Here is a 14,710-nt window from a genome sequence, read left to right on the forward strand (position 1 = left end):
GCGTATTGATGGGTCAAATTTAGAGGTTGACCGCACTAATCATATTAATGGCAAGTGTTTCAAGTAGCAGAGCCGCGCTTGGTGGACTATTTCGAAGCTGGCTGTCGACGCTTGCGATTTCGATGAGTATTTTCTCAAGATTTTCATTGCTAAAACTTTGGGCCTGCGGCCGATAATCTTTGGCTTTCCATGCAAAGCGGGAAGTCAATGATTTCCCATTTTTAACAAGATAGAGATTTGTGAAATGCTCGCCGAGAAAGTAGACGATACTTGTGGGGGTGCTGCCTTCCAAGAGCAAGTAGTGAAGATTCTTCAGGGCCGCAGTTGTCTTTCCTGCGATTACATCATCAGCGAGAGAATAGACAATATAGGTTTGAAACCCGGAGGTAACCGCGCGAACGTCATCCAAGGCAATTGTTTTGTCATCACCTTTAAAATCCCGAAGCTTCTCCAGTTCGCCTTCGAGTGCCCCTCTGTTCCCAGCAACAGCATCGAGAAGCCTATCGAGCGCGTCCCGAGTGATTGTGTAGCCAAGTTTTGTGAGCCGTGAGATAATTACAGATTCGGTTTCGACGGAGGTGAGTTTCTTGAATTCGATAACCGTCGCCGACTCGGCCATATTTTTTATAAACGCCGAGTCCCATTTTGGCGCCCGGGCAGAGGGAGAACTGAAGATAACCAGTCTATTCGGGTCAGGCGGTGATAGAAGCCTGAGGATTCTTTCAATTTCTGTCGGTTTATAGCTTTGAAATTCGGTAATCCCGAATACTTGGCGCTCGCCAAGCATAGGGTACACTGATAATTCCGAAAGGATTTCCACGCAGGAAACTTTTCGGCCGTTGAACCGCCGGTAGTTGGTCATGAGCTGTTTGTCGGGGAGAAACTCACGGGCGATATATTTTTCAGCTTCGACTATGCGATAGTCTTCGCTGCCGTAGAAATAGTACGCCGTTTTGAACTTGCCCGCAGAGATATCATTCAGCAGTTGTTTTGGGGTCAAGCTTTTGCTTGAAAAGGCCATAGCGAGAAGTATACCACTTCCACTAGAGAAGGGTCAACCTAAAAGAGAATCATGGGCAGCGTTATCTGTATCGGGTACCCAGGCCAGAGCGAATTTGTACTTTTTACGAAAATCTATTGCCTTTTCAAGAAGTACCGCGAATGGTTCCGGGCCGCGCTCCTGACCGTTGACCTGATTTATAATTGAGAGATTATTTCCAAAGATTTTGAATGTCCGCGAAGAGAAGTACTTTTGATTGGAGTCAATAAACTCAAGCAAGGCAAGGAGCGAGGCAAAATCAGAGTGATTTTTGTCGACGCCACTAAATGGCGCCTTGAAACGTATTCCGACATCGGGAATATAAAAAGTGACCACGGCGCTTTTGCCCGATGGGTTATTCTTTGGCAGATCGAAGGTTCCGAAATAACAATCCATGACAAGGGAACTGCAATTGTCATGCCGTCGTACATCAAGTTCCCTCCTTATTGGGAATGAATCACTTAGAGGGGTTGAGCTATGGTTTGTGAAGAAAGATGTCGCAAGAGGATTCATATCTCTTTTTAAGTTTTCTTGGGGAAAACAAAAAGTACCTTGTCCTGAGATTTGTATTAGCTCGGTGACAAGGTACTTTCGTGAGGGGTGACATCAGGTCTTTTGCCTGATGTCCAATATCTATCGGGCTCGATATCGAGCCATGTTCAATCAGTTAGCCTCGGGAATTCCAATTGTTGTCTCTGAACATCTGGTCCATATCGCGTTTGAAGGTTTCCCAATTGGACTCAGTCACATCAGACATGCGGTCAAGCGCATCCTCAAGACTTGTCTTTTGGAATTCAAGTCTTTCTACTTCGGCATTTAGTGTGCTGCCACCCTGGTTATCAACTCGATCCTTGAGGGCTTCAATGTTGGTTTCCAGCGAATCAATCCGATTGTTTATCATAACTGAATACTCTTTGCGTTGAGCGTCAAGATAATCCTCGTTTGCTTCCTGGGAATTCTCGCGCTGCTCCTCAACAGCCTTACGTCGTACTTCGGCAATTGTATCATCGCTGTCGGTTTGACAGGAGATGACCGTAAATGATGCGGCAAACGCCAACGCCATTGATGACATCAACTGGATGATTCTCTTGAAATGTTTTGTTGTGCTCATAATAACTACCTCGTTTTTGGTTTTTGGTGTTCTACTCTCTACCGGCAAATGCCAGTACCCCTTAATAACTTTTTGAATCCCCTCGATTTGACTGCTGTCTGCACGTTCATACAGACAACAGTATCTGGACTATTCGATCCGCGTTAATTCTGTGATTACATGCCCTGAATTACGTGGTAGATTTCGTCTTTGGTCTTACCGGTCTTCTTTTGAAGTCGGCCAAGCAATTCATCTTCCTTACCTTCGACGAACATAAGGTCGTCATCGGTAAGATCAGCGTATTGCTGTTTCAGTTTCCCCTTTATCTCGTTCCAGTTTCCTTTGAAATGATAATCTGCCATTGTCTGTGCTCCTCATGACATGTGCGCAACAGTGGATGAAATCCACGCGTTGCTTTAAATTAAACTTTCGGTCCATCCGTAGGGCTCTCCTCGCCAGCGCTATCCCACACAACACTTTTTTTGAAAGTGAAGTGTAACCAAGGTCAGCGCGGCGCTTAAAGCGGTCGGCGTCCCTGGATTACCCGTATCAATACGGCTACAATTGCGACAACCAAGAGGACGTGTATAAAACCGCCCATGGTGAACCCGGTAACTAATCCCAGTGCCCAAAGGATCAGTAGAATTACAAATAGTGTCCAAAGCATTATCTACTCCTTCCTATAAAAAAGCGGCCTGGGCTGACTTCCCCCGCCCGCCGTTTCGACTTTCCTGTGTGAGCACCCATATTTAATTTCAATTTCTTATGATCAACGGATCATTGTCTTGTGGTGCTTCAATATAAAACAGGATGTCGTTCATATGTTCTACAGAGTATCGCTACCCGCGAATTCAGCCGAGTTATTGTGGCCGAATTTTTCAGCTTTACTTAGACCCTGCGAAATTTTATCTTTGATGCTTCCCATTTTTTCAGTGAGAGTACCGCGCAGTTCGCGGCCCGATTTTGGCGCGAAGAGAAGGCCGAGGCCCGCTCCCAGTAATGCGCCCAAGGTTAAACTACTCATAAATCCTCCGTTTCCAGAAACGGGGTGATTAAACATATCGCCCTTGGTTCTTCTGGCTTCCTAATTGTGATTTTTTGTCACGAATAAATGAACCGGCCTTTTCAAGCCCTTGATCCACTTTGCTTGTTATATCCTTGCCTTTGGTGACAAGTTGCTCGCGCATCTCGCGCCCACTTTTCGGAGCGTAAAGAAGCGCAATACCGGCGCCAATTAGCGCGCCGATAAGGAATTGTCCCCAGCCGATACTCGGCCCGGAACTAATATCGCGGTGTAATGCGTATTGTAAATCTGTGTTATACATTGCGTCCCTCGTCTGTTTGAGAGGTGTAATCTGACATTCTATTTTTGCCAAAATTCTTTACGCTCTGGATGCCTTCCTCAGCCATTCCTTTTACCTGCTTGCTTTTGTCCACAATCATCTGACGGACTTCGGAACCCGGACGGGGCGCATACAGAAAAGCTACTTCCGCTCCGATTGCGGCACCAAGGAGAAATGTGCCCCATGAGCTTCCACTGTTTGAAGGATCGTTATATGGCATCGTGTACCTCTACTTTCGGTTGATGGTTTTGTGTACGATTAAATATTGACTGGACAAACATTGTCAATCCGCCGCGTACGATATTTAGCAAACGTGTGGCTGTATCAATCGGCACTTCGACTATTGACCCGACTTTGGAAACGATCCGGTTACCCTGATCGGACCATCCTCGGGCGGTGTGCATTATGTGTTCGACTTGATACCACTGTTGTTTCGCGCGACCGGACAATTCCTTGACATCGGCGATAAGGTCCTGCGAACTCTCGATAAGTGATTCAATTGGCGCCTTCAGGCCATCAATGATATTCACTACACGCTCAACGAGTTTTTTCACAGCGAATAGCGTCACTATCGTAAAGATGCATAGCGCCACTATTGAGATAGACGCAAGAAATAGCGCTACTTGCAGAGCATCTGACATAGAGCCTCCACTTTCCTATCGACCCTGCATGGAGCCGACTGACAACAAACGTTACTTGTTAACACTAAATGTCGGTTCCCCGACTATTCGTTTCACTTTTTTCCCCGCCTCCAGCCGCTGTCCTTCCCCGACTTGGTTTATCAACGCAAGGGTCTCTGTCGTAACTGGTGTCGGAAAACTGCTTGCAAATTGGTCAACCGTCATGGCCAGATCCAATGTGACAATATCAAGCTTGAGCGGCTGCACGGATAGAGCTTTGGGATCTGTCAGGCGGTCGAAACTTTGCATCGCATTTCCAATAGCCATTTCATTTCGACTCCATCTGTCCGACGGAGAATAGCCCAACACTTGATAGACATTTCCCTCGTAGTCAATGAATGAGGCTATACCACTTAACTCACCCTGCTCGGTCTGAGCCCTAAACCGTCCTGATACATGGGGCAGACCGTTCACATTTCCTCGCGAAGTCCGCTCCGCTGACAATCCTTCCTGTGAGAAAAACTCCTGCGCGGCGGCATCGGCTGACTGTTGACTGGCGAGCGTTACCTGAATGATCCCATCTTGGTCGGGAGTGACAGCAAGCACGCCCTGTTTCTGGTTCGCATACTGCCAACCGGCCGGAAATTGAACTGTGAATCGCAGATCAGGATGATAGAATGTGTTAATTTTAAAGTATCCCTCGCGCGGATTTTGACCGTAGGTCATGCCGTCAAGCCGATTCAAATCTGAATCGCGATTGACAGTTGCGTTGCTTAAATTTCCGATCAGGGTGTCAAGCTGGCTTTGTATGCGCTCCTTGCGATTGCTTGGATCGGGATGGGTTGCAAGCCATTCTGGAACTCGCCCGGTCGCTTTTGCTCCGCCGCTCACATTTTCGAGCATATCAAAGACGCCAACCATTTCACGCGGGTCATTACCTGCCCGGCGCATGTATCGAAGGCCTAAATCGTCGGCCTGCTTTTCATCGTCTCTGCTGTATTTGAGAAAGAGCAATCCAAGACCGGCACTTGCCAGTTGTCCGTACTTTTGCAATCCGGGTTCGATAATCATTCCGGCAATAAGTCCAATTTGTGTCAATTGCTGTGTGCTCATTCTGTTAACAGAATGTTTAGCGGTTACATGGCCAATTTCATGACCAAGCACACCAGCAAGTTCAGCTTCGTTATCCAAATGAGCGAGAATTCCCCGAGTTACATAAATATACCCGCCCGGTAGGGCAAAGGCATTGACAACCGGGTCATCAAGAACGCGGAATGTCCAAGGGAGGTCCGGCCGCTCTGAGGTTGCGGCAATCTCCGACCCGAGCTCTTGTATATATCGCTGGAGGTTTGAATCAGAATAAAGCCCAAGCGAAGTGCTGATCTGTTTATCAGCTTCTTTGCCCATGCTTATTTCCTGTGATTCGCTGATGAGATTGATTTTGCTCTCTCCTGTCGCCGGATTCTTGGCGCATCCAGTCAGCGTTAGTCCGCCCGCAAAAGTTAGAAGGAGAGCGTACGAAAATCCCGCTTTGCGAATTGATTCCATTATGTCCGGCTTGCCGCTAAGCCTAAGCAGAGCTGAGGAAGCCTGGTCGATGACAGACATACAACAAGAAAGCATATTTTTCATTTCAATTTCTTCTTCCTGCAAGCAATGCTTAATAATGAACATCCAAAAAGTCCTATACACTATTCTTTATACTTTTTAGTTGGTATCTCAGTCTCTTCGAGGTTAACATTAGCAGGGCCATTGACTACTTTTCCATCGAAAGAAAAACGAGAGCCATGACATGGGCAATCAAACGATTGTTCTTCGTCATTCCGCCGGACTAGACACTTCAGGTGAGGGCATATCGCGCTGAAAGCATGGAGGTGGCCATCACCGTCGCGATATACGGCAGTTTTATCAATTACTGCTCCGCTTCCGCGTTCAATAGTATCAAGCGACTCGTCCCCGTTACCAGTTAAATAGTTTTTGTATTGAGCTACAGAATTTGCGGCCTCTTTTACAAAAGTACCTATAGCGCCCGTCACCTTTCTTGAAGGATCGTACATCTCGCTCCACTGGCTCTTTCTTCCGTGAATGAGATCAGGGATCAGTTCGCTGGCAATCGCGGCATGGGTAATTCCATTTCCTGAATCGCCAGTGATGATGTATATATTTTCATCACCAGGATTCTTGCCAATGAAGGCAAGGCCGTCCGCGGGTTCTATAATTTGTCCGGACCAGCGATACATGATTTCTCCCAGCTCAGGAAAACGCTTCCGGGCCCAGGATTCAATACGACGATATGGTTCACCCTTTCAGTCGTCTTCCTTATAAGGCTGTCCTGTCTTGTGGTCTTCACCGCCGACCATGAGCAGGTCATGGTGGTCATTGAGCGGTTGAGTGCGAATGTAATGGTAGGGCTCGTTTCTACTCTCCGAGTCTTTATCTCCACTGTCCCACCAGAGAGCGCGAAGGACTGAATCTTTTGGAACCGGCCCGGCAATAACATACGTCCGGTACGCCGCCTGTTTGGTGTGCATGGTCACGATGTCATTGATTGGTGAATTGGTAGCCAAAACAATGCTGCCGGCTGTTATTCGATAGCCAGTACTGGTCGTAACACCACTATGGTCTATCTTGTCGGCATGAGTTTTCGTAAATATCCGGCCGCCCCGTTTTACAATCGCATCAGCAACTCCCTTAAGAAATTTCAAAATGTGAAACTGTGCTTGATTGGGAAATCGAAGCGAGCGTCCTTTTTCAACCGGGATACCTGGTATGTCTGGCATCATTTCTGTCTTTAAACCAGCATGCTGCGATGCGGTCAGCTCTTCGCTGAGCAGTTCTGCTTTCTCCGACGGGTGTAGAAATAGATAACCGTCGAGTCTCTCAAAATCACACTTTATCTGTTCATCATTAACTATTGACTCTATAACGTTGATCGCCCTTGTATGACCTGCCGCGACTTTCTTTGCGGTTAGAGCATCGAACATCTTCTCTATTTCGAAATAACGTTCATCGACTCCCGTTGCAAGATGCGCCGTCGTTCGTCCGGTTTCTCCGCTTCCAAGTTGACCGTCTTCGACAATGGCAACACTCCTGCCCTCTTTCGCAAGCGCATAAGCGGTGATAACTCCCGCTATTCCACCGCCGACGATAACAACATCGACTGTGATATCTTTGTGAAGCTCATCGAATAAAATCGGCTCAGTCGAATCAAGCCAGTAAGATAGGGTTGTGCCTGAACTGAAGACGTCATCTTCAAGATCGTTGTCGGTAGATTTTCGGGTCGGGCTATTCTGTGAGTCCATAATGATATTCCTTCATCGAGTGTAGCAGACGACTTAAAACGGTGTTATTGTCGACATTTTTTGTATAGAACCATCTGCGATGCCAAACGTAATTTTTCTGAAGAGAGATTCTGTTTACGCAGGTGAAAGAAAATGTAAGCGCGCCTATACGTGAAATTCGCAAGGTCTTGCTTTTGGCCATACCATCTAAAATTTGTAAAAGTGCGACAGACCCGGTATCAGCCCCGTCAAAGGTTCATCATCTCATAACACATACGGGATGATTAACCCGCACACTTCGACCTGTAAGCAAACGAAAGTGTGCTCAGGGTACGAGCACAATCATTCTCAATAGAACAAGTGATTTAAACAATTTTCGCCCCTGAGCATTTCTTCCGTTGCGATCCGCGATACCATTCTGCGCACTCGTCGCGTTTATATCAGACAGTGGGTTTTCGACCGCTGAACAAATTATACAGTACGACGATAACGGCTACGGCAAGCAGCACATGCAGAAACCCGCCCAGGACGAACCCGGTTACTGTTCCGAGCAACCATAGTACGAGTAAGATTATTGCTATTGTCCACAACATTGGATACTCCTCATTCTGAAGTCTACCTCTCCCATTGAGAGAAGACTTCACTTGTTGTTAATTCCCAGTCAACTGTTTTAGTTTGTACATCAATTCGCTTGCCGCAACTGAAAGGCAAAAGGAGCATCGCGCCAACCAATACCATTCTTCCGACGACCGGGCTGTTTGCCCTGTGTGACAGAGTGGCTCCTTGGTCTAATTTCATTGGCATTAGATCCTCTTACTCTCGCCCTCTTCATTTGCTACAACCTATAGGGAAAATGAGGGACAGCCCTTTGGGCGCTGTCCCATTATTATCTTATTTAAGGTACGTTCTTGTTTTCACATATCATCAACTGTCAAATTTTTGACAGAGAGTGAAGTTCAAAGTTAGTATCCACCACCGCTACCTGAACCGCTGGTTCCTTGACGAACGCCGCTCTTGTTGGTTTTGGGCGTGGTTCCGGTTTTCTTCGTGTCACTCTTCATCTGAGAGACGCGTTCATTGCACTGCTCGATGTGTTGATCAATTTTCGACTCGAGTTGGTGAACTTCTTCGTTGTGTTGCTCAAGCTGGCGTCTGACCTGGTCAACTTCGCCTGTTGGTGGAATTCTATTGAAGTTATCTTCGAGCAGGCTGAAGTCTTCAGATATGCTTTGGAAATCCGTTACGAGTTCTTGTGTCGCGTAAGTCTGGCCTTTCATGCCAGCGCTACCTGATACTCCAGCGCGTCCTGATGTACCAGTACCGCTACCTGAAGAGGTGGCGTCACCAATTCCGTTACCCGATGTTCGTGGCTGGCCGCTTCGTGATGTCATGGTATCTGACTGTCTACCGGATTGTCCCGGCGTACCTGACGTTGGGGATTCTGATCCCATCGAACCGGTTGTGCCTGAGCCGCTCTTTTTGCCAGAACCAGTACCAGTCGAAGCTCCCATACCGCCCGAGGTACCTGAGTTCAGGCCAGGGTTGCTTCCTGAAGTCTGCCCGGTAGTGCCGTCCATGCCTGGTGCCATAAGAACTTGTTGATACTGAGTAAGCTCTACTCTGTAGTCAGCAAGCATTTGACGATGTTTGGTCATCTCTCTTTGGAGTTTCGCCTTGTCGTCTATGTCTATCATCAAGTCCACATGTTCGTGAATTTTGTCGAAATGAGTTCTGAGGGCTCTAGTCTGTTTGTCCATTTTATCTGTCCACTGCACGTTATTCCCGCTCTGCATGCCTTGGGTCGAATGTTCTGGAGTGGACGTTTTCGGGGTGTGTCGCATCGTTGTATCGGTTGTTGTCTTGTCTCCTTGGCGTTCCATCTGGCCAAAGCCGATAACTGCCAAAAGCAGAATCCCGACAACTGTCAGAGTCGAAATTGTTGATTTCCTCATAGAATTTTCTCTCCCTTGTTTACTGGTTTTTTACTCCATTATTCCCTGTGTTCATACACCTCATATCTAATGTGCGGTCGGAAACATATCCTCTACCTTTTCCTTGGTGTGTATTCGTCTCCATTTGCCGGAAAGAAACGAAAGCCCGTCAGGATCCCGCTCTCGTGAGCCTATTCCGTGCTCGATCGACAGGACGCGGCCGCGTGACCGACTTGAAGTCCGGCAATTACAGCAGTTCCGCCCTTTTGTCTTCAGTTCCAAGTTTGCCATAAACTTAACCCCTTTTTGAATGTCTGTTTCCCTCAGACAGACAGACTCTCCGACGCCAATCGCACCGGGTGTTCGCAAGCAAAATGTCCTTTAAACTCACCACTCCAATAATATCTTCCGCTCTGCAGCACTTGCGTATTGTGTAGCAGAAGGATAAACAGTAGTGCTGAAGCTGCCATCAAATGCGACGGCGACGTTCGGGTTGAAACTTCCCATACTAATAATTCAGCCTTGTGATTCATATAGACTCCAATACTGTTCGATCGGCATCTGATCATTCTGGCGATCTAAGGCGGGTAACGACAGAGAAATTGTCGTCATTGCTTTTGTCTCCGCCAGCTCACTGATGGTCGGCAATACGATCGAACGTGGTTCTCTCGATGTCTGCCTACTGGTTTCGCTCGTCTGCGCTTCGGGTCTCTGTGTTGGCGAGACATCCAGCCAGTGGAGCGGGGTCGATACGACAGCAGAGGAAGGCGCTATCATACCTGGATTAACCTCTTCCGAATTGTCGGAGGGGGTAGAGCGCGGACTGTTCTTTCCAATACCCTGATCTCCTGAAATTATACACTCAACTTTTTTTCTTGATATCGTTTGGTTTCGCAATAATGAGGCCAGTGTGACCGCATTCGTCGGTTCTATATCGTTTGATGCAATCGGAGAAACTGGCCATTGACGGCTGTCGGCAACTATGATTTTTCCCAGCGGCGAAAGCAAGTTTCGCACCCAGCGATTTTCCGGACAGTCTTCAACAGCGGCAACAAACGGCCGCATCTTTTCAAATGCGCTAATAATCAATTCCGTGGAGCGGCAGGAGAACCGACGGGCAATACCACGAGAGCCGCGGTCGTCTTCTCGCGCCATCACGATAATGCCCTTTTCCAAAGTAATGCCGATATAATTCATCTGACTCCTTGTGTACTCAAAATGATCGCATGTGCACAGTTGCATTCCAACGAGTGAATTGTTTCGCCTTTTGAGTCATACGGAGCGACAACACATATCGTATTATCGCGCCGCAATACTCTTTGGGCGCATCACAACGAAATGCGTCTTAGCGGTAGTTGCGAAGAAACTGCAACACCCGCTTCTGGGCCTCAATCTTGCCGAGACCGTATTTTTCCTGAACTTTACCGACCAGACGGTCATGCTTGCTTGCTACCACATACATGTCGCGATCTTCGGTGAAAGTGTCGCGCATCTTTCTTACTTTCCCTTTTCCACTTTTCCACTGTGTCCGTTCCGAGCTAAATTCATCCTCAATGTCGTACCAGTCCATGGCGTTGCTCCTTACTCTTACTCATTCCATTGTCTGTTTCTATCGGGGTTTGCAAGTCCGCACCTTGAAGAGCGGGCGATTGCAAACCCGACATGTCCTTGTTACGAAGACTAATTTAGGATTTGATGCAGCCAATACAATCGCCCAAAGAATTGAAAAAAGGTCTAATACGGGATAACAGCGGCCGGACTAATCCGGATGGTAGATAGATTACCAGCATGGGAGTAATCCTCTGTGGACTTCTCTTAGATTTGGTAGGGCGGGTCCATCCGCGAACCCGCCGATTCACTGGATCATTGCAGATCGTAACTTTCTCTTTCCGCAGAAAAAAAAAGACTGGGTACACCACCCCGCCCTCGGCGGGACTCTTCCTTACCCAGTTAGTCAAAACCCGAGAACAGTGAAATCCCGCACTACCTGATTGCCCCCGTGGGACGGTGAGCCAACATGCTTACTTGTGGAAAGAGAAAGAAAAACCGGCCCGAGCCCTTAAGATCAGTTCGGCTCGCTGGATTTAGAAAAATATGCGCTGATGGAGCCTAAGCCCAGTGCCGCTGATAAGGTGTCGCCGCCATTTTTTTGCGACAACTGGCCATGGACGAAAGTCGCAATCTGGAGACGGCTGTCCAAAGCGAGTTTCTCCAAAACATTGTGGACATGGCTCTTAACTGTATGGATGGCAACACAGAGACGGTCTGCGATTTCTTTATTGCTCAGACCCTCAGAAATCAGGTCGATAACCTCCTGCTCACGGCGAGTCATTTGAACGTCATCGGGCATCTTCAAAGTCGGTTCTGATTTTAGGGACTGACCCACTATCTGGCTGAAAAGAGACTCAACCAGTTGGGGAGGCATTGTCTTCTGGTCCTCTACGACAGAGCGCACGGTGCTAATTACCTCATCAAATCCAGCGTCTTTGAGGACGAAACTTGTTACTCCTGACCTAACATACTCTATGATTTCGAGTTGATTGGGAATAACGCCCATTCCGATAACCTGGACTTCAGCCGCGTCAAGTTTCAGCGCCTCAATGAGCGGAAGCGCGAGTTCTCTTGCCGTTGCAAGGTCAATAAGAATGATCTCCGGCTTTACCGCTCGCGCGACTGCAATGGCATCCTGCAAATTCGAGGTCGCAGGAACTTCTATATCAGAAAGGCCCGCGAATTTCTCCTTTAATCCTTCGCGCATGATGCGATTGCTCTCGACGACCAAGAGCTTTGTTCTATGCATGGTGGTTTCCCCTGAAAAGGACATACGCCACTCCTTCGGACATGAGGATACAATCTCCGCTTCTGTCATATATTGGACACTTTTTGCGTCCGTGAGTTCCTACTTAACGAGTTTTATACACGTTCCTCTATTTGCCAGCTTGAAAAGCTTAAACCAATTTATCACACAAGATAATACGCGCCGAGATTTGAGAATGTATCAGTCGCAGGCTTTAAATACGAATTAAACCGAATGGGAGACGATAAAGTGGTCTCGGCTTGTGAAGTCTGGCAGTAGGAATACTTGCCGTAGTCGACATCACATCAAACAGGGTACTTGCCTGCGGTGCTATGTTTTATCTCTGTTCTCCGATACCAATAACTGGCTGCTGGTTGCGATAAATCCCCGCGTATCTAATCAGTTCGAGGCGTGTGGATAAAGCAAGTTTCTCAAAGAGATTATGTATATGGCTTTTGACCGTATGGGTGGCGATATTCAACTGATGCGCTATTTCTTTATTGCTCAGACCCGATGCAACATGATCGATGACTTCTTGTTCACGCCGAGTGATGCTAACAGCCTCAGAAACGCGAATGGGTTTGACTGTAACCTGTGGATCTATCGTGATAGTTCTGAAAAGCGAGTCAGTTACGGTCTGCGGAAGTACCACCTGGCCGTCCAATACGTTTTGAATCGTCTGGATCAAATCCTGGAAGCTAGCATCCTCTAAAACAAATCCTCTCAGACCGATTTTGACGCAACTCAGCAGATCCACTTTCTCAGGCACCACATTGATCCCGACCATCTGGATAGCGGGGAATTTACTTCGCAGCTCAGTAGCGATAGAAATACTATTACCATGCTGGAGAGACATAGACTGCAAAATCAGATCCGGCTGAACCACTGAAGTAACTTCAAACGCCGTTGATGATTCGCTCATTTTGACTGTAGCGAAGTCAGAGGAGGTCTTAATCTTTGTAGTAATACCCTCTCTTAATACTCGATTGTCTTCTATTACCAACAATTGTTTCATTACCATGCCCCATTCTCCTCTCGCTCCAGCCCCTCAGAGCACCAGAGTCTTAAACGTAAGCTTGTCAGGAAGTTATGCTTGTGCCCGGAACTAATAAAATCAAGATCTCCCATAATTGCCATTGACTGTCAATTCGATCTGTGATCCATTCTCCCGTCCATAACTACCTTATATACCAGCGCTACAAGGACATAATTTATATGTATTATAAATTATTGCTTGTCAAGAGAAAATCGACCGAAGGATTGAAAAAAGAATTAACCCGTTGACCTTCAAGCTCTTCAAGTTTCTGATTCACACACCAATCAAAGATAGCGATTCGAAACTCTGCTTTAGTTGCTTCATGAGTAAGTGAATTCAATCCCGTAATGAAAAAACCCACTCGAAAGCGGGCTCTCTCAAGAAGCGATATTACAGGCGTGCGATGGGTCTGTAACGTTGGCTCTCGCTTGTGTTTGTGTGTTGACCTCGAACTGGCTTAGGAACGCATCCGTCTGATAGCGCTCGCACCAAGCAACCCTAATCCGAGCAGAAGCAAAGTGGCTGGCTCGGGATTTGTGTGAACGGATTCGTTTTCTGTCTCTCGCTCGGGATGAACTTGTGGGGCCGATCTGAGTGACTGGCTGTATTTGTCTATAACGATACCGTTCTCATTGCAGTGGACTATCGGCGACGACATTGTTTGAAGGGCCGAATGTTCGAACGGAACCGATGGATCAAAACTGCTTGGCATATCAAACTCATAGCCGATGAATCGTCCAAGCGCTGTCTCTGTGAGCCCTCGACTGTCATAAGGAGGAAAGAGAGCCTCTTTTTGTGAAAGAGGGTTTTGATTGATTGCTTCGTGTTGGATGTCGCTGGTCTCATAGACCCGAGTCGATTCAATTGCTGAAGAAATTGCAAAATGGGTGAAATACGGATTGGGACTACGTAGAGAGACGACGGGCATTGGCAGCGATGGATGCTCGATGGCATCACGCGACCAGTCGACCTGGACTGAAACTAAAGAGTTACCCTGATTGTGCAGATATTCGGTTTCTGGTCTTTGAAAGAAATCAAAAGTCTGCGAAACTGCTGGTGATACTAAAACTGTAATCAGTGTGAGGATGCGGACATTTCTTGACATTAGTTACTCCTCTATCATGTATCATTATAATCCGATGTTTCTAACTCCGGACAGCCCCGTGTATTATGTGAGCTATTACGCTTCGGCATATGGAGGTGGGCTCGACTGCCGTTACGCATAGTCATATTATCAGGAGCTTACATATTTTACAATCGCCCAAAGAGATGGAAAAGGAGCCAACTATGGCCTATTTGTCTTTGCAACAAAAGGATTAGACCATTAGGCAGATTTGTGAACTCTACCACATCTTATACGAATTCTGGAAGGAAGAGACGGGTCCTTCTTCGAACCCGCCGATTTATGACCGTCAGGATCACGGCGATCCTGACCTACTAAGAGAAGAAAATGTCTCTCGTTGTCCGCCCCGGCGGAGTGTGGCACAAGAATCAAAGCCAACTTTCCCAGTACGTCATTGCGGGCATAATAGCCAAAAAGTGTTGGTAAGTTATTCATTTTGGGCGGAGTTTA

18 protein-coding genes and 1 pseudogene are annotated in these 14,710 nt (G+C 47.2%); all 19 read right to left on the reverse strand.

The window, feature by feature from the left end:
• Positions 1–19: 19 nt before the first annotated feature.
• The 19 genes and pseudogenes from holA to SGI97_06885 all read right to left on the reverse strand — a co-directional run bounded on the left by holA (position 20) and on the right by SGI97_06885 (position 14,242).
• Complete coding sequence (gene holA, locus SGI97_06795) at positions 20–1,021, reverse strand: DNA polymerase III subunit delta (GenBank protein MDZ4723595.1); 1,002 nt, start codon at positions 1,019–1,021, stop codon at positions 20–22.
• Positions 1,022–1,054: 33 nt separating this feature from the next.
• Positions 1,055–1,435, reverse strand: a complete 381-nt coding sequence (locus tag SGI97_06800; protein ID MDZ4723596.1) for a hypothetical protein — start codon at positions 1,433–1,435, stop codon at positions 1,055–1,057.
• A gap of 271 nt (positions 1,436–1,706) precedes the next feature.
• A complete protein-coding gene (locus SGI97_06805; GenBank protein MDZ4723597.1) occupies positions 1,707–2,150 on the reverse strand; it encodes a hypothetical protein in 444 nt (147 codons plus the stop codon).
• A gap of 155 nt (positions 2,151–2,305) precedes the next feature.
• Positions 2,306–2,491 carry a CsbD family protein gene (locus tag SGI97_06810; protein ID MDZ4723598.1) on the reverse strand — a complete coding sequence of 62 codons (186 nt, stop codon included), beginning with the start codon at positions 2,489–2,491 and terminating at the stop codon, positions 2,306–2,308.
• A 155-nt stretch (positions 2,492–2,646) separates the two neighbouring features.
• Entirely contained in the window at positions 2,647–2,796 is a 150-nt protein-coding gene (locus SGI97_06815; protein ID MDZ4723599.1) for a lmo0937 family membrane protein, read from the reverse strand.
• A gap of 159 nt (positions 2,797–2,955) precedes the next feature.
• Complete coding sequence (locus SGI97_06820; protein MDZ4723600.1) at positions 2,956–3,153, reverse strand: YtxH domain-containing protein; 198 nt, start codon at positions 3,151–3,153, stop codon at positions 2,956–2,958.
• 28 nt (positions 3,154–3,181) lie between these two features.
• Positions 3,182–3,454: a YtxH domain-containing protein gene (locus SGI97_06825; protein MDZ4723601.1), complete on the reverse strand. Its 273-nt coding sequence runs from the start codon at positions 3,452–3,454 to the stop codon at positions 3,182–3,184.
• Positions 3,447–3,692 (reverse strand): YtxH domain-containing protein, encoded by a 246-nt coding sequence (locus SGI97_06830; GenBank protein MDZ4723602.1) that lies wholly within the window; start codon positions 3,690–3,692, stop codon positions 3,447–3,449. Before SGI97_06830 ends, SGI97_06825 begins: the two co-directional genes overlap by 8 nt.
• The gene (locus SGI97_06835) at positions 3,682–4,113 is read right to left on the reverse strand and encodes a DUF948 domain-containing protein (protein ID MDZ4723603.1); all 432 of its coding nucleotides are present in this window, start codon (positions 4,111–4,113) and stop codon (positions 3,682–3,684) included. Before SGI97_06835 ends, SGI97_06830 begins: the two co-directional genes overlap by 11 nt.
• Positions 4,114–4,164: 51 nt before the next feature.
• The gene (locus SGI97_06840; protein ID MDZ4723604.1) at positions 4,165–5,724 is read right to left on the reverse strand and encodes a M48 family metalloprotease; all 1,560 of its coding nucleotides are present in this window, start codon (positions 5,722–5,724) and stop codon (positions 4,165–4,167) included.
• 59 nt (positions 5,725–5,783) lie between these two features.
• Positions 5,784–6,149, reverse strand: coding sequence for a Rieske 2Fe-2S domain-containing protein (locus SGI97_06845; GenBank protein MDZ4723605.1), 366 nt, complete (start codon positions 6,147–6,149; stop codon positions 5,784–5,786).
• A 51-nt stretch (positions 6,150–6,200) separates the two neighbouring features.
• Positions 6,201–7,394, reverse strand: a pseudogene (locus SGI97_06850) (FAD-dependent oxidoreductase).
• Positions 7,395–7,813: 419 nt separating this feature from the next.
• Positions 7,814–7,966 (reverse strand): lmo0937 family membrane protein, encoded by a 153-nt coding sequence (locus SGI97_06855; GenBank protein ID MDZ4723606.1) that lies wholly within the window; start codon positions 7,964–7,966, stop codon positions 7,814–7,816.
• 369 nt (positions 7,967–8,335) lie between these two features.
• Positions 8,336–9,325 (reverse strand): hypothetical protein, encoded by a 990-nt coding sequence (locus tag SGI97_06860; GenBank protein MDZ4723607.1) that lies wholly within the window; start codon positions 9,323–9,325, stop codon positions 8,336–8,338.
• A 495-nt stretch (positions 9,326–9,820) separates the two neighbouring features.
• Positions 9,821–10,501 (reverse strand): hypothetical protein, encoded by a 681-nt coding sequence (locus SGI97_06865; GenBank protein ID MDZ4723608.1) that lies wholly within the window; start codon positions 10,499–10,501, stop codon positions 9,821–9,823.
• A gap of 148 nt (positions 10,502–10,649) precedes the next feature.
• On the reverse strand, positions 10,650–10,874 hold the full coding sequence (locus tag SGI97_06870) for a CsbD family protein (GenBank protein ID MDZ4723609.1): 225 nt from the start codon (positions 10,872–10,874) through the stop codon (positions 10,650–10,652).
• A gap of 495 nt (positions 10,875–11,369) precedes the next feature.
• Complete coding sequence (locus SGI97_06875) at positions 11,370–12,104, reverse strand: response regulator transcription factor (protein MDZ4723610.1); 735 nt, start codon at positions 12,102–12,104, stop codon at positions 11,370–11,372.
• A gap of 334 nt (positions 12,105–12,438) precedes the next feature.
• Positions 12,439–13,116: a response regulator transcription factor gene (locus SGI97_06880; GenBank protein ID MDZ4723611.1), complete on the reverse strand. Its 678-nt coding sequence runs from the start codon at positions 13,114–13,116 to the stop codon at positions 12,439–12,441.
• A gap of 478 nt (positions 13,117–13,594) precedes the next feature.
• Positions 13,595–14,242, reverse strand: a complete 648-nt coding sequence (locus SGI97_06885; protein ID MDZ4723612.1) for a PEP-CTERM sorting domain-containing protein — start codon at positions 14,240–14,242, stop codon at positions 13,595–13,597.
• Positions 14,243–14,710: the final 468 nt, after the last annotated feature.

Source organism: Candidatus Zixiibacteriota bacterium, from assembly GCA_034439475.1.
Lineage (GTDB): Bacteria > Zixibacteria > MSB-5A5 > GN15 > FEB-12 > JAWXAN01.